This is a genomic window from Dokdonia sp. MED134 (assembly GCF_000152925.2).
Lineage (GTDB): Bacteria > Bacteroidota > Bacteroidia > Flavobacteriales > Flavobacteriaceae > Dokdonia.
Genome location: NZ_CP009301.1, coordinates 1512474 through 1528376, shown reverse-complemented (window position 1 = coordinate 1528376; position 15903 = coordinate 1512474). Strand labels below are relative to the sequence as shown.

11 protein-coding genes are annotated in these 15903 nt (G+C 39.1%); 3 read left to right on the top strand and 8 right to left on the bottom strand.

What is annotated here, in order from left to right; all coding sequences use genetic code 11:
* The first annotated feature begins 128 nt into the window (after positions 1-128).
* On the top strand, positions 129-821 hold the full coding sequence (locus MED134_RS06815; protein ID WP_021778114.1) for a spondin domain-containing protein: 693 nt from the start codon (positions 129-131) through the stop codon (positions 819-821).
* 215 nt (positions 822-1036) lie between these two features.
* On the opposite strand, the gene tsf is transcribed toward MED134_RS06815, so the two are convergent.
* The 4 genes from tsf to rplM all read right to left on the bottom strand — a co-directional run bounded on the left by tsf (position 1037) and on the right by rplM (position 3944).
* Positions 1037-2002, bottom strand: coding sequence for a translation elongation factor Ts (tsf, locus tag MED134_RS06810; protein ID WP_021778115.1), 966 nt, complete (start codon positions 2000-2002; stop codon positions 1037-1039).
* A 90-nt stretch (positions 2003-2092) separates the two neighbouring features.
* Entirely contained in the window at positions 2093-2893 is an 801-nt protein-coding gene (gene rpsB / locus MED134_RS06805) for a 30S ribosomal protein S2 (protein ID WP_021778116.1), read from the bottom strand.
* Between the two features lie 208 nt (positions 2894-3101).
* Complete coding sequence (gene rpsI, locus MED134_RS06800) at positions 3102-3488, bottom strand: 30S ribosomal protein S9 (protein ID WP_021778117.1); 387 nt, start codon at positions 3486-3488, stop codon at positions 3102-3104.
* Positions 3489-3944: a 50S ribosomal protein L13 gene (gene rplM / locus MED134_RS06795; protein ID WP_021778118.1), complete on the bottom strand. Its 456-nt coding sequence runs from the start codon at positions 3942-3944 to the stop codon at positions 3489-3491.
* A 294-nt stretch (positions 3945-4238) separates the two neighbouring features.
* Between rplM and MED134_RS06790 the strand changes: the two genes are divergently transcribed.
* On the top strand, positions 4239-6932 hold the full coding sequence (locus MED134_RS06790) for a DUF5916 domain-containing protein (RefSeq protein WP_021778119.1): 2694 nt from the start codon (positions 4239-4241) through the stop codon (positions 6930-6932).
* Between the two features lie 178 nt (positions 6933-7110).
* Positions 7111-7611 carry a hypothetical protein gene (locus MED134_RS06785; RefSeq protein WP_021778120.1) on the top strand — a complete coding sequence of 167 codons (501 nt, stop codon included), beginning with the start codon at positions 7111-7113 and terminating at the stop codon, positions 7609-7611.
* A gap of 84 nt (positions 7612-7695) precedes the next feature.
* Here MED134_RS06785 and polA read toward each other — a convergent pair whose 3' ends face one another.
* The 4 genes from polA to MED134_RS06765 all read right to left on the bottom strand — a co-directional run bounded on the left by polA (position 7696) and on the right by MED134_RS06765 (position 15841).
* The gene (polA, locus tag MED134_RS06780; protein ID WP_021778121.1) at positions 7696-10545 is read right to left on the bottom strand and encodes a DNA polymerase I; all 2850 of its coding nucleotides are present in this window, start codon (positions 10543-10545) and stop codon (positions 7696-7698) included.
* Between the two features lie 489 nt (positions 10546-11034).
* Complete coding sequence (locus tag MED134_RS06775; protein ID WP_021778122.1) at positions 11035-12048, bottom strand: isoaspartyl peptidase/L-asparaginase family protein; 1014 nt, start codon at positions 12046-12048, stop codon at positions 11035-11037.
* Positions 12049-12083: 35 nt separating this feature from the next.
* The gene (locus MED134_RS06770) at positions 12084-12890 is read right to left on the bottom strand and encodes a sulfurtransferase (protein ID WP_021778123.1); all 807 of its coding nucleotides are present in this window, start codon (positions 12888-12890) and stop codon (positions 12084-12086) included.
* Positions 12891-12892: 2 nt separating this feature from the next.
* Positions 12893-15841: a GH92 family glycosyl hydrolase gene (locus tag MED134_RS06765; RefSeq protein WP_021778124.1), complete on the bottom strand. Its 2949-nt coding sequence runs from the start codon at positions 15839-15841 to the stop codon at positions 12893-12895.
* Between the last annotated feature and the right edge of the window lie 62 nt (positions 15842-15903).

Here is a 15903-nt window from a genome sequence, read left to right as displayed (position 1 = left end):
CGATGATTAGGGGTTAGATTTTATAAAAGCTTACCCCGCATCTACTATTCTTTAGTATCTTTAGTTCCCTTATAGGTGAGTTAGAACTCGCACTTGAAAATAAATATTAACAAACTCAAAACAAGGAAATGAAATTTAAATTTAAATATGCTTTAATAGTATTAAGTATGGTTATACTTAGTTGTGGTAGTGATGATGATGGGAGTCCTACTACAACTCCGGTAGATCCAGAACAGCCAATAACTGCTGCTTATACAGCAACTATTACAACAGAATTTAGTGAAGAAAATTTTCCTCAGGATTATCCTTCTGGAGCTAGTTTTGGAACTATTGTAGCTATTACACACGAACCTGGTCTTTCAGTATATCAATTGGGTCAGATTGCAAGTGAAGGTTTTGAAGCATATGTAGAAGATGGAGATGTAGCAGCATTAGGAGCCTTCATATCTAGTCAGGTGGGTGAGGAAAATGAAGGAAGCTTTTCAATCCAATCTGCTGGATCAGTAAGTGCTGTAGGATCAGAGACCTTTAACCTCTCTTTTACTCCTACTCGCACGCGAGTTACAATTATTGCAAATCTTAACCCTAGTCCAGACTGGTTTGTAGGGGTTAGTTCTTTTGATATAACAGATGGCAATAGCCTAATCGAAAATGAAATCATAGGCTTACAACCTATTGATGCAGGCACCTCTTCAGGAGACACTTATGATGCTCCAGATGAGACAGAAAATGCTGTAATAAGTACAATAAACGGAGCCCCTTTTTCTAGTGGAGGTTTTACACCAGAAATAGGTCAGATAGAGATATCTAGAGTAAATTAATTACGACTGTTATTAACGCTTTTTGAAGAGGGCTTTATGCTCTCTTTTTTTTGCGCTTTTGCAAAAGCTTACTAACACCTTAGAAAGTATTTTATAATAATTATGGTTTATACGTTTTTTATAGGAAGTAAATCTTAATCTGCTTTTCAAACATTCTATATACTAAAAAAGCCTCCACATTGTGGAGGCTTTTTTTATGGATAAGTTCTAAACTATTAAGTTAAAGAAACTCTTTTAAATCCTTGTACAGATGCATCACCTTTAGAAGCAACAAATTCTGCTACGTTCTGGCTGTCGTCCATAATAAAACGTTGGTCAAGTAGTGCCTGCTCGTGATCTAGAGTAGTATTATCTGCTACAAAACGCTCAACTTTACCAGGTACAATTTTGTCCCAGATTTGCTCAGGCTTTCCTTCTGCTTTTAATTGCTCTTTGATATCTGCTTCTGCCTTTGCAAGTACTTCAGGAGTAAGTTGCGACATAGAGATATACTGAGGTACATTCTTTAAAGTCTTACCAAGACGTCCAAGCTCGATGTTATCTTTTTCGATAGCTGCGATTCTTGCTTCAGTTTCTGATGCAACATATGCTGGATCAAAATCTTTGTAAGAAAGTGTAGTCGCACCCATAGATGCAACTTGCATAGCAACACTCTTTGCAACCTCTGCAGCATTATCTGTAGCAGCAGTAAGTCCTACTAGAGCACCTATCTTGTTACCGTGTACATAAGAACCTACAAAAGGAGCTTCTAATGTCTCGTAACCACCTATTTCAATTTTTTCACCAATAACACCAGTTTGCTCAATAAGCTTTTCTGCAACTGTCATCCCATCAAAGTCTGCAGCAAGCATCTCATCTTTAGAATTTACAGAAAGAGCGATATCTCCCATTTTGTTAGCAAGTTCAACAAATGTATCGTTCTTAGTAACAAAGTCAGTCTCACAGTTAAGTGATACTACAACGCCGCGAGTGTTTGCGTCGTTAATCTTTGCAACAACAACACCTTCAGAAGAGTCTCTGTCTGCTCTCTTTTCTGCAACTTTTTGTCCTTTCTTGCGAAGTACAGTTACTGCGTTATCAAAATCACCTTCTGCTTCAACGAGGGCCTTTTTACAGTCCATCATTCCAGCACCAGTAGCTTCTCTTAATTTTTTTACGTCTGCGGCTGTTATGTTTGCCATTTGTATATGTTTTAAAATTGAAAAAAGTCGTCTAATCGTTTTCCGCAAAGAAAAGAATTAAACGACCTTTTAGTATTAACTTAATGTTATTTACTCTTCTTCTTCACTTGCAGCTACGGCAGCTTTTGCAGGCTTAGCTTTAGGAGCTTTTGCTTCTTTTTTAGGAGCATCTGCACCTTCTTTTTGAGCATCTTTTCCAGCTTTGCGGTCTGCAAGACCAGCGCTAACAGCGTCAGAAACAAAACCTACGATCTTGTCGATAGATTTAGAAGCATCGTCATTTGCAGGGATAAGATAATCTACCTCTCTTGGATCAGAGTTAGTATCTACCATTGCAAAAATTGGAATGTTTAATTTTTGAGCTTCTTTAATCGCGATGTGCTCTCTCTTAATATCTACAACAAATAGAGCGCCAGGAAGACGTGTCATATCTGATATAGAACCAAGGTTTTTCTCAAGCTTCTCACGAAGACGGTTCATCTGTAGTTTCTCTTTCTTAGAAAGTGTATCAAAACGACCATCTTGTTTCATACGGTCAATTGTCTGCATTTTCTTAACTGCTTTACGTATAGTAACAAAGTTAGTAAGCATTCCACCAGGCCATCTTTCTGTGATGTACGGCATATTTGCGTTACGAGCTTTTTCTGCTACGATATCTTTAGCTTGTTTTTTGGTAGCTACAAAGAGTATTTTTCTACCAGAAGCAGCAATCTTTTGTAGAGCCTCGCAAGTCTCTTCAATTTTTGCTGCAGTTTTATAAAGATTGATGATGTGTATCCCGTTACGCTCCATATAGATATACGGTGCCATATTTGGATCCCATCTTCTTGTGAGGTGTCCAAAGTGTACACCTGCATCAAGCAATTCTTTTATTTCGATGTTGTTTGCCATTTTTGTAATAGTTTACGTTCCGTTGGACATTAAAATTAGCAACTCCGTGTTACGAAGTTTAGATGCTAAACTAACCTTATTAAGATTCCGCTTTCGCGAAAGCATAATAAGCAACGACAACATTTCAATTAATTTAAATTTTTAAAAATAAGTAATTCTAAATCTCGCTTGCCATATAGCCTGAGCCACTTGCAAGTGAAGCGATATATTAACGCTTTGAGAATTGGAACTTCTTACGTGCTTTCTTCTGACCAAATTTCTTACGCTCAACCATTCTTGGGTCACGAGTAAGAAGACCTTCTGGCTTAAGGATAAGACGATTTTCTTCGTCTAGTTCACACATTGCTCTAGAAAGAGCAAGTCTGATAGCCTCTGCCTGACCAGTGATACCACCACCATATACGTTTACATTAATGTCAAAGTTACCTTCGTTGTTTGTTAAAACAAGTGGCTGGTTTACTTTGTACTGTAATGTTCCCGTAGGGAAGTAGTTGTTCAGTTCTTTTTTGTTTACAGTGATTTTACCTTCTCCTTCAGTAAGATAAACACGAGCTACTGCGGTCTTACGACGACCGATTTTGTGTAAAGTCTCCATTTACTTGATTTCGTTTAGGTTAATGGCACGAGGCTTCTGCGCTTCCTGATCGTGCTCTGCTCCTGCATACACTTTAAGGTTGCGGAAGATTGCACTCCCCAATTTGTTTTTAGGTAACATCCCTTTTACGGCAGCTTCTACTACACGTGTTGGATCTTTGTCGTAGAGTTCTCTAGCTGTAAGACTACGTTGCCCTCCTGGGTATCCAGTGTGACGGATGTATGATTTTTCCGTCCACTTGTTTCCAGATAATTGCACCTTTGCAGCGTTTATGATAACAACGTTATCTCCACAATCTACGTGAGGTGTAAAACTAGGCTTGTACTTACCGCGTAAAAACTTAGCTACGATAGAAGACATACGTCCTAGCGTCTGTCCTTCTGCATCTATCAAAACCCACTCCTTGTTTACGGTAGCTTTGTTTGCAGATACTGTTTTGTAACTTAATGCGTCCACACTAATTAATTTTAATTAAACATTCCATTTCCCGTCTAAAAACGGGTTTGCAAAAGTACATAAAATTATTTATCACACAAACCTCTGTATCACTATATTTTGTAAGCATTTTTTTTCAATAATATATTCTATCATTTACAGTACTTTTTTGGTCTATATAATAGGTGTTGTTTACGCTTTCGCGAAAGCGATATTTTACCCCACAAAAGTTAATAAAATCTTAAAAAACTGTTTAGGTTGTCACAACGCTTGTTTTTATAAGTCTCTCTAATATCATCAACCAAAAACAACCTAATGTATCTTACAGTCAATCGCCTACGAGCAGTAATCATTCTTTTCTTTCTAAGTTCCCTGTCTCTATTTGCTCAAGTAGACTCTACCAAAATAGCCATTGCAAGAAAAGTCTATACCACAAATACCTTTACCGGTGACGCGCCTAAAATAGATGGAAACCTATCTGATGGTGCCTGGGCTAGCGTGCCGTGGTCTACAGATTATTTACAATTTGAGCCAGATGTAGGCACACCGCCTACACAGCAAACTAAGATGAAAATCACCTATGATGCAAAAAATCTGTATGTGGCCTTTCACTGTTTAGAGAGTGATAAGTCAAAACTAGAAAAAAGATTAGGCCGCCGTGATGACTTTCCGGGTGATTGGGTAGAGATTAATATAGATAGTTATAATGACGATCGTACAGGTTTCTCATTTACAGCCTCTGCCTCTGGAGTAAAAGGTGATGAGTTTATATCAAATAACGGAAACTTTGATAGCAGCTGGAATCCTATCTGGTATCTCGCCACCTCAGAAGATGAAGAAGGCTGGACTGCAGAGATGCGTATCCCGTTAAGTCAGTTGCGTTTTAGTGCAGATGATGAGCAGGTGTGGGGTATACAGTCTACAAGACGCTACTTTGCAAATGAAGAGCGTTCTACCTGGCAACCTCTGCCGGCAAATCCTCCTGGCTGGGTAAGTGAGTTTGGAGAGCTGCGTGGTATAAAAGGAATAAAACCTCAAAAGCAATTAGAAATACAACCCTTTGTGCTGGGGCAGTACGATACTTTTGAAGAAGAGGTGGGTAATCCCTTTAGAGATGGAGATGACTTTAGTGGCAATGTAGGTCTTGATGCAAAAATTGGTATCACAAATGACCTTACACTAGATCTTACGGTAAATCCAGACTTTGGGCAAGTAGATGCAGACCCTGGAGCTATAGCGCTAGATGGATTTGAGATTTTCTTTCAAGAACGTCGACCTTTCTTTGTCGAAAATAAAAGTGTCTTTGATTTTAGAGTAGGTGGTGGTGCAGATAATGTTTTCTTCCCGAGACGTATAGGGAGAACACCACAAGGATTTACTACCTCAGACCCGAGTAAGGGAGAGTATGAAGACTTACCTATTAACACGACTATACTAGGTGCAGCAAAATTTAGCGGAAAAACTAAAAACGGTTGGACTATAGGTGTACTTGAAAGTGTCACAGCAAAAGAGTTTGCAGAGATAGAGCTAGATGATAGAGAAGAAATCACAACACAACTGGAGCTTAGCGATGAGCTAGGTACAAAAAGAGAAGAGCTGGTAGAGCCTCTTACTAACTACTTTGTGGGTAGAGTTCAAAAAGATTTTAATGATCGTAACTCTTTTATAGGAGCCATATTTACAAACACAACACGTAATATGGAGCGTAGCTTAGACTTCTTGCATACACAAGCCTACTCTGGTGGTATAGATTTTAACCATAACTGGAAAGATCGTAAGTATTACATAACTGGTAGAGGGATTATAAGTCGTGTTAACGGAGATCCTCAAGCTATACTCAATACACAAACCTCACTTACACATTTATATCAACGTGTAGATGCAGACCACGTAGCGGTAGACCCTAATGCTACAAGCCTCTCTGGTACAGGAGGAAATCTTGCCATAGGTAGAGGTAGTGGTAAATGGCGCTATGAGCTAGGGGGTAACTGGAGGTCTCCAGGTCTAGAGCTCAACGATATAGGCTTCTTGCGTCGTGCAGACCGTATTGTGCAATTTGCAAGTGTAAGACGCTTCTGGAACAACTCTACCTCTTGGTATAGACGAGCAAATGTAGGTGTGGAGCAAACTACACAGTATGATTTTCAAGGTAACTTTAATCGCATTCAGTATGAAGGTAGGGCAGAGATAAACTGGAAAAACAACTGGTTTACAGAAGTAGGTGGTGCGCACAAACCTCGCATATTTATAAACTCATTTTTGAGAGGAGGACCACGCTGGAGGTTTAATGAAGAAAACTTTTACTTTGTAGCCGCAGGTACAGACCAGCGTAAAAAGTTGAGTGCAGTTGCGATTTATGTAAACTCGCAAGCAAAGCAAAATAACTTCTCATTTAATCAGTACGAGCTTAGACTTAACTACCAGCCGCTAGATGCATTAAGTTTATCACTCTCTACAGTCTATGAGAAAAACCCAAACAGAACGCAGTATGTATCTCAACAAGCTTATGAGCCTGCCCAATATAATACGAGGTATATAACAGGAGCGATTAATCAAGAGACGTTAAGTGCGACACTACGTGTTAATTATAACATCAACCCTAATTTTACCATACAGTATTATGCGCAGCCGTTTATAGCAAAAGGGACCTATACTAATTTTAACTATGTAGCAGATAGCGAAAACGAAGATCTTAACAAGCGAGTAACCTTATTTAATCAAAACCAAATAAGTACTGTAGATGGTGGTTATGCTGTAGATGAAGATGAGGATGGAAGTGTAGATTATGCCTTTGGAGATCCAGATTTTAACTTCGTTCAATTTAGATCTAACCTCGTTGCGAGATGGGAATATAAGCCAGGCTCTGAATTATTTTTAGTCTGGTCACAAGGTATCGAAGGTGGTGCCTCTACAGAAGATAGCCTCTTTGACGCAGCAGATAGCCAGATACTTGGGCAGCAAATCAGAAATACATTTTTAGTAAAATGGACGTATAGATTTGTATTGTAATAAAAATTATGCCCCAAATGCACCCCAAAACTTGTATGTTGGTTTTGGGGTTTTTTACGCTTTCGCGAAAGCGTAACACCTCATATTTACATTAAGTGATGTGCGAGAAAAATAATTTTTAACGGTATATCCTTAACTACGATTAATACGTTATATCTTTGTCGAGTTAAAAAAATAAATGAAACAAAGTCTATATCTCTCACTATTACTACTTGCTTTTATAAGTTGTGGTACAGATGAGTCTAAAGAAAAGTCTCCTATTGCAGAGGCGACTTATAGACAAATTTCTTACACAGTAGAGACGGCCATAGACTTAAACAATGATGGCGTCGCCTCTACAGATTTACTTGAAGAAAATGAGCAGGTACTCAATCCTCAAGAAATAACCTTTACAGCAAAAAATACTGTCATACCGCCTTATGCAATTACAACTTGCGTGACCGAGAACGGCGATCACCTTATGGAATTTGTATGCATAGTGGTTGAAAATTACGTACAAGCACCCAGTTACACAATTAATGGTAATACGGTTGTTATAGAAACGGGTTTAATAGGAGAATTGTCACAAGATCTTGACACCTTACGGTTTCGAGAGTTTCTTAATAGAGATCATCTCAATAATTATCCTCACGGAGATTTTAATAATCTTGCCGCAGTCTCAACATATGTGAGGAAATAGCGTGAGATTACATATATGTAAATAAAAAAGCCAAATGAGAAGTTATTTTCATTTGGCTTTTTTAATATGAGATAGCTTTATTTTTTAGTGTGCCTCTAGCCAGTTTTGACCTACTCCTACTTCTACATCTAGAGGTACTGCCATTTTAAAGGCACTTTCCATTTCGGTTTTGATTAGGTTTTTGATGTCATCAAGCTCAATGTTTGGAACGTCAAAAACAAGTTCATCGTGCACTTGGAGAAGCATTTTTGTTTTGTAATCACTGTTTTCTAGCTTCTCAAAAATATTAATCATAGCAATCTTAATAATATCTGCTGCGCTTCCTTGTATAGGTGCGTTTACAGCATTACGCTCTGCAGCACCACGCACAACACCGTTGCTTGAGTTAATACCATTAAGATAGCGACGTCTGTCTAGTACTGTTTTTACATACCCATTTTCTCTAGCGAAGTCTACAAGCTCACTCATATAGTTGCGCAGTTTTGGGTACGATTTATAATAGTTGTCTATAAGCTCTTTTGCTTCTCCTCGGGATAGGTCTGTCTGGTTAGAAAGTCCAAAGGCAGAGACACCGTATATAATACCAAAGTTTACTGTCTTTGCATTACTACGTTGCTCTCTAGTCACCTCTTCTAGTGGTACATTAAAAACTTTTGCCGCTGTACTAGCGTGAATGTCTTCACCATCTGTAAAGGCTTGTATCATATTTTCTTCCTCGCTTAGAGCTGCTATAATACGTAGCTCAATTTGAGAATAATCTGCTGCGAGCAGTGTGTGGTTTTCATCTCTAGGGACAAATGCTTTACGTACCTGGCGACCACGTTCTGTACGTATAGGGATGTTTTGTAGGTTAGGATTGTTAGAACTTAATCTTCCCGTCGCTGCTACGGTTTGCATATAGTCTGTATGTACACGGCCATCTTGAGCGACTTGCTCTGGCAATGCATCTACATATGTAGACTTTAGCTTAGATAGCCCGCGGTAATCTAGTACTTTCTGGATGATATCGTGATCTTTTGCAAGGTATGATAGTACATCTTCTGCGGTTGAATATTGTCCTGTTTTTGTCTTTTTAGGCTTGTCTACAAGCTTCATTTTGTCAAAAAGAATTTCGCCTAGTTGCTTAGGTGAAGATATTTTAAACTCTTCTCCAGCTTCTTCATAAATCTCAGAAGTAAGACGTTCTATATCTGCATTAAGATCACCAGATAAACTTTCTAAGAAGTTTACGTCCAGGTTGATTCCTTCTACCTCCATTGCTGCAAGTACTCTAAGTAGTGGGATCTCAATGTCATTAAATAATTTACGCGTGCCCGCTTCATCAAGCTCCTTCTCAAAGTGCTGTTTGAGTTGGAGGGTAATATCTGCATCTTCTACCGCATACTCTGTTTGCTGGTCTAGTGGCACGTCGCGCATAGACTTTTGGTTTTTTCCTTTTTTGCCTATTAGCTCTGTGATAGATACAGGTGTGTAGTTAAGGTAGGTCTCTGCCAGTACGTCCATATTATGACGCATATCTGGGTTAATGAGATAGTGTGCAAGCATTGTGTCAAAAAGTTTACCCTTAACTTTTACATCATACTTTGCAAGGACCTTAATGTCGTATTTGAGATTTTGACCTATTTTTTCAATCCCTGTATGCTCAAAAAACGGCCTTAATTCTTCTATAAGTGCTTGTGCTTCATCTTTACTTTCTGGAAATGGTATGTAATATCCCTTACCAGCTTCCCAAGAAAAAGCGACTCCTACAAGCTCTGCCACAAGCGGGTCGAGCCCTGTAGTTTCTGTGTCAAAACATACAGAAGTTTGTTTGAGTAGGTTTTGTATAAATAGTTTTCGCGCAAGCGGGCTATCTATTGTCTGGTAAAAGTGCTGTGTATCTTTTATAGTTTTACGTGTAGAGGCATCTGCTACGGTTGCTGCAGTAGCGCCACCATCTCCTCCAAAAAGTGAAAACTGTCCAGCACCTGCTGCAGTAGCTGCTTGCTTCTTTGCAGATGGGGTAGAAGATACCTGCGTGCCTTGCTCTGCCTCGCCAGAAAAGATTTTTACAAACTGATCTTTCATACGTCTAAACTCCAGCTCGTCAAACTTCTTTGTGACCGCCTCTGCATCTGGCTCTGAGAGTTCATAATCTTTTGCGTCAAACTGTACATCACAATCTAGCATTATAGTTGCGAGTTGTTTAGAAAGAAGCCCTAGCTCTGCATTTGCAATAACCTTTTCTTTCATCTTGCCCTTGAGCTTATCTGTATTTTCAAGAAGCCCTTCCATAGAGCCGTATGCTGCGATAAATTTCTTTGCCGTTTTATCACCTACACCTGGAAGTCCTGGTATGTTGTCTGACGCATCACCCATCATCCCTAAATAATCTATAACTTGCTCTGGGCGCTCTACTTCAAAACGCTTTTGCACCTCTGGGATTCCCCATATCTCAATACCATTACCCATACGAGCAGGCTTGTACATAAATATGTTTTCTGAGACTAGTTGTGCATAATCCTTATCTGGTGTAACCATAAAGACTTTAAAGTCTTCCTTTTCGGCTTGTTTTGCAAGGGTACCTATAAGATCATCTGCCTCTACACCTTCACGCTCAATAATGGGAATGTGCATAGCCTTAAGTATTTCTTGTATATGAGGTACCGCTATGCGTATCGCTTCTGGAGTTTCGTCACGATTTGCCTTATAATCTGCATAAGCTTCAACACGAGCAGAGCTTCCGCCCTTGTCAAAAGCAACAGCTAGGTGATCTGGTCGCTCTCGTTTTATAACATCAAAAAGGCTATTTGTAAATCCCATTATAGCACTCACATCCATACCAGAACTTGTGATACGCGGGTTTTTAATAAGAGCGTAATATCCTCTAAAAATCAATGCGTAGGCATCTAGTAAAAAAAGTCGTTTCTGAGTATTTTCGGCAGTATTAGTCACTTGAGATGGGTTTTATTACGCTTTCGCGAAAGCGTAGTACGATAAACTCAAATGTAAGAAGATGCATCCAGAATAGCGGGCACTGTTAATAAATTATACGAGGGTAAGTAAAAATCATTTTTAAAATAAAATGAACTAGGGCCATTAAAACGAAGTAGAAAAAACCTAACATTTGGGAATAAAGAAAGCCAAGCAAAAATGCTTGGCTTTCACCCCAAATCATAATTGATTATTAAAAGTCAATTACAACAGTCTTAAATATTTTTCGCCCTAAGGCATATACAAATATATAACAATTCTTTGATTTGTTTATTGTTCCTTTTTAAAAGGATTAACAAGAATGTTAATTATATAGTTGAATTTCAAGGGTTAAAGATAGTAGATTTTTATAGTGACTACATTGTTAAAAATCTATAAATCTTTAATTGAGTAGTTGGTCGTTAAAAATATGCTTCACGTCTATTTATTAAGATAATTTCGGTTGTAGATTCAGTTTTTGTCACTATTGTAGTAGCTAGAAGTTATATTTTTATTCTCACCATTTTGATATTTCATCATTGTAAAACCTTTATGTATACAGTGGCTTCCTGCCTCACCAGATTTATTTATGGCGATGTAGGCTATTTGAAAATCTTTATATCTAGGTCCCTTTTTTGTAATTCTTGTAATGGCTTCTTCGCAGGCTTTTTGGGGGCTCATTCCACCGCGCATCAACTCTACTATCAAGAAGCTTCCTACCGTTTTTAAAACTTCTTCACCCATACCTGTAGCCACGGCACCACCTACTTCGTTATCTATAAATAATCCAGAGCCTATAATAGGAGAATCTCCCACGCGCCCTTTCATCTTATAACCTAAACCTGAGGTTGTACATACACCTGCTATATCACCATCTTTATCTATAGCGAGCATTCCTATAGTATCGTGGTTTTCTATATTAATTTCTGGTTTATAGTCACTAGTTTTGAGCCATTCTTGCCAGGCATTCTTACGCTCTTCTGTGAGTAAGTTTTCCTTTTTAAATCCCTGCTGGTATGCAAACTCCTCTGCACCCTTACCTGCAAGTATCACGTGTGGCGTGTCTTCCATCACTTTGCGAGCGAGGGCAGCTACGTTTACAATATTTTCTACGGCGAGCACGGCGCCACAGTCACCCTCTGGATTCATAACACAGGCATCTAGGGTCACATTGCCCTCTCTGTCTGGAGTTGCACCTATGCCTACCGTGGTGTTTTCTATATTTTCTTCTTCAACGGCAACACCGGCAATAATGGCATCTAGAGCAGAGGTTCCATTTGTGAGTAATTCACCAGCTTTTTCTGTAGCGCCAGAAAATCCCCAAGTACAGATAGCGATGGGTGCTGGTTTTTGTTGCGCTTTCGCGAAAGCGGAATTATCATTCTTGCTGTTTTTGACATTATCATCACAACCAAGTATACTTGCTCCAGTAGCAATACCCGCCCCAGCTACCGCCGAACGGTTTATAAATTTTCTTCTATTCATAATAGGTGCATCTTACATCTTAAAAAGTAGTGTTATTATACTTGTGTATAGAGTTTATTGCGCTCTGCCCACTCTGTCCAAGAACCATCATAAACGTGAGACTCTTGATCTGAAACTAGGGTAAAGGCGAGTAGAATAATGCAAGCCGTTATGCCAGAGCCACAACTAAAAATAATAGGACGTTTGTCTATATGTAGGTCCTTAAATAGTTTTTCTAGTTCCTCTTTTGGTTTGTAATATCCATTAGATAACACTTGAGTGTAGGGGAGGTTAAGTGCGTTTTTTATATGACCGCTTTGTAAGTGAGCTCGTGGCTCTGGAGCTGTACCATAAAAACGCCCTTGTGATCTTGCATCTATAAGCTGGTACTCTTGTGAATTACAATTGTCTACTATTTGCTCATAATGGTATATGGCTGCTTGATTTTTATGAGCTTTAAAGGAAGTAGCAAGTTCTTTAGGTTTATGAACTTCTAAGGATTCAAATCCTGCTTCATTCCAGGCTGGTAGACCGCCATCAAGTACGGCTACAGTCTTATGACCCATTACGGTAAACATCCACCACACTCTAGGGCTGGTGAATATTCCTTTGCTGTCAAAAACAACGATTTGTGAATCTCTGGTGATACCAAGTTTTCTACATTCCTCTTCAAACTGTTTTTCACTAGGGAATGTGTTGGGATATGGACTTTTAGTATTGCTAAAGGTATTTTTGATATCAAAATGAACTGCTCCATTTATAGTATTGCCCTCATCATACTCTTGACTTGCGTCTAGTACTATAAGGTTTTTATCTTCTTTGCTCTCTTTGAGCCAGTGTATGGTTACTAAGGGTGTTGTCATTACTACTTAACTATAAGTTCATCTATAAATATCCAGCTTTTGCCATCATACGTGTGACCTAAATGCCAGCTAGGTAAATTTCCTACCGTCTTTGCTATAACTTTTATGTATCTAGCGGCTTTCTCATCTTGAGATGCTGCTACTGTTTTAATTAAAGTCTCTTCACTTTCTATAGTTGCATCTATATCTTGGCTATAGTAGGGTGTAAAAGTGGTGCCATCTACAGAGGTAAAAAAGCTAACCTCTGTAGGGTAAAAAATCCAGCTGCGTTGGTCTTGTAAAAATGAGGTGGCAATTGCGTTTATATTTTTTACTTCTCCTAGATCGAGTGTAGCAACTACATTTTGATTATTATATCCTTGCCAGGTGCCAGATCTGTATTCTTTTGAACCTCTTATGCCATCTATTAAGGCATTCTCTCCGCCTGCGCTATATTCATTTGCATAAGTTGTCTCGAGAGTCACTTTATAAGCATCATTGATTTTATGAAAAGGGGTAGCGATTGTAGCACTTTTGCCGTGTCTTGAAATGGCATAAGTACGTAACTCTGTATCTGATGTGATGATGATGGGTTTTCTATATCGTTTAAAGGTCTCGCCGTCTTCTTTAAGAGCAAAGTATATCTCTGCATCTTTGTCTGTAGACTGTAATGCGACGGTTGTATTTTCTGTAAAAGTAATATCGCCACTTGCGATAAACGGTGCAGCTACAATGAGATGTTCTGTTATGGCAGTTTTTGGGCTGTGCGCTGGATGTTTACCCCATCTACCAGGAGTGCTAGACATATCAAATTGCAAGAGGCCACCAGCCATAATATCTTTATGGTTTATGTAAGAGTAGGGGTGTGCCTTACCATTAATAGAAGCATTTTTTATATGGATATTAGTGTCAGATACATTGCTGGCTTCTATGGTAAAATTATTGCCATTTTCTAGATAAATCGTGGCTTTGTCAAAAAGAGGAGTCCCTATAGCATAGGTGTTGCTTCCTGGTGTCACAGGGTAAAACCCAAGCGAGCTGAGTACATACCAAGCACTCATCTGGCCACAATCTTCATTACCAGAGATGCCGTCTGGGGTGTCTTTATACATAGTAGTAAGAATCTCGTGCACACGCTTTTGAGTTTTCCACGGTTTATGAATATAGTTATAGAGATAGGCCATATGATGACTAGGCTCATTACCGTGTGCATACTGTCCTATCAAGCCTGTGATGTCTTGCTGGTGCCTTCCAGAAGTTTCTTGCTGGGCTGTAAAAAGTGCATCTAGCTTTTTATCCATCGCTTTTTTGCCACCCACAAGATCTATAAAGCCACTTACGTCTTGAGGTACATAAAAGCTGTATTGCCAAGAGTTTGCCTCTGTGTAATTAAAGTTTACCTCGTAGGGGTCAAATGGTGAGAACCAGCTATTACGCATTCTACCTCGCATAAACCCTGATTTTGGGTCATATACATTTTTATAGTTTTGTGCTCTTTGGATAAACGATTTATAGCTTTCTTCGTCACCTCTTTCTTGAGCCATTATGGCTATAGTCCAGTCATCATAGGCATATTCTAATGTTTTTGAAACAGACTCTGCTTCCATTTCTGTGGGTATAAATCCATATTTTTTATAGGAGTCTAGACCTAGTTTATCTTGTGATGCGCTATGTAGCATCGCCTCAAAGGCACGATCTGTATCGTAGTCTCTTATGCCTTTCATATACGCATCTGCTATAACTGGAACGGCGTGATAGCCTATCATACAGCCTGTGTAATTACCAGAAAGATCCCATATGGGCATTATACCACCCTCGTCATATTTTGCAATAAAGGTGTTTATAAAATCATTTGTGCGCTGTTCTTCTATAATGGTGTACAGCGGGTGTGCCGCGCGATATGTATCCCAAAGTGAGAAAACACTATAGTAATCAAAATCTGTAGTTTGATGAATCTCTAGATCCATACCTCGGTAGCGACCATCTATATCTTGATAAATATTAGGCGCAAGCATCGTGTGATAGAGCGAGGTGTAAAAGTTAGTTTTATATATTGTGTTTTCTGACTCAACTATGATTTTTTCTAGTTGTTTTTCCCAGGTACTTTGAGCAGTTGCTTTTACTTGCTCAAAGGTTTTGTCGCCTATCTCTGTTTCTAAGTTTTGTTTTGCACCCTTCTCATCTACTGCAGAGATTCCTATTTTTATGATCACAGGCTCATTGCTAGGATTCTCAAACTTAAGAGCCACCTTGTTGCTTTTAGACTGTGGGTCTTTAATGTATTTAAAAGGGTGTGAGGTTTTGAGATAGTAATAAAGTAATTGTTTTGATGCCCACGCTTTACTGTGACGATGACCTTGCATTTCCGTATATAGTTTCTGGTCGTCATCTTCTTTAATGACTTCCCAAGAGGCGCTTAGCACTTCGTCTCTATGGTCAAGATCTATGATGAGGTAGTTGTTGAGGGAGTCCGCTTTCGCGAAAGCGTATTTATGAACACCACTACGTTGAGAAACCGTAAGCTCTACGTCTATATTTGTACTATCTAGGTGTACTTTGTAATATCCCGGTTGGGCAATTTCATTATCGTGAGAGAAGTGATCACGATATCCTTTTTTACCATTTGCGCCGTTATTAAAACGTATGGTATTAGACGGCATAAGTAAAATATCACCATAGTCTGAAACACCGGTCCCACTTAAGTGTGTATGGCTAAAACCATAGATATACTCATCATCATAGTGATAACCGGAGCAGCCATCCCAGCCATCTAGTCTTGTATCTGGACTTAACTGCATCATCCCAAAGGGCATTGTCGCACCAGGGTAAGTATGGCCGTGACCGCCGGTGCCTATAAATGGATTTACATAATTTATAAGCGCTTGGTCCTTTTGTGCTGGAGTGGTCTCAGTAACGTGTTTACACGAGTTAATAAAGACTGCTGCAATTAATAGTGTAAGTAGGTAACGCATTTGCAAGGATTGGTTTGTGTCTAAGATAATAAAAGCCCTAAAGCTATACGAGATAGCTCTCG

Coding starts and splice junctions, on each gene's coding strand:
- MED134_RS06815 (WP_021778114.1), top strand. CDS start 129: ATGAAATTTAAATTTAAATATGCTTTAATAGTATTAAGTATGGTTATA.
- tsf (WP_021778115.1), bottom strand. CDS start 2,002: ATGGCAAACATAACAGCCGCAGACGTAAAAAAATTAAGAGAAGCTACT.
- rpsB (WP_021778116.1), bottom strand. CDS start 2,893: ATGGCAAACAACATCGAAATAAAAGAATTGCTTGATGCAGGTGTACAC.
- rpsI (WP_021778117.1), bottom strand. CDS start 3,488: ATGGAGACTTTACACAAAATCGGTCGTCGTAAGACCGCAGTAGCTCGT.
- MED134_RS06790 (WP_021778119.1), top strand. CDS start 4,239: ATGTATCTTACAGTCAATCGCCTACGAGCAGTAATCATTCTTTTCTTT.
- MED134_RS06785 (WP_021778120.1), top strand. CDS start 7,111: ATGAAACAAAGTCTATATCTCTCACTATTACTACTTGCTTTTATAAGT.
- MED134_RS06775 (WP_021778122.1), bottom strand. CDS start 12,048: ATGAATAGAAGAAAATTTATAAACCGTTCGGCGGTAGCTGGGGCGGGT.
- MED134_RS06770 (WP_021778123.1), bottom strand. CDS start 12,890: ATGACAACACCCTTAGTAACCATACACTGGCTCAAAGAGAGCAAAGAA.
- MED134_RS06765 (WP_021778124.1), bottom strand. CDS start 15,841: ATGCGTTACCTACTTACACTATTAATTGCAGCAGTCTTTATTAACTCG.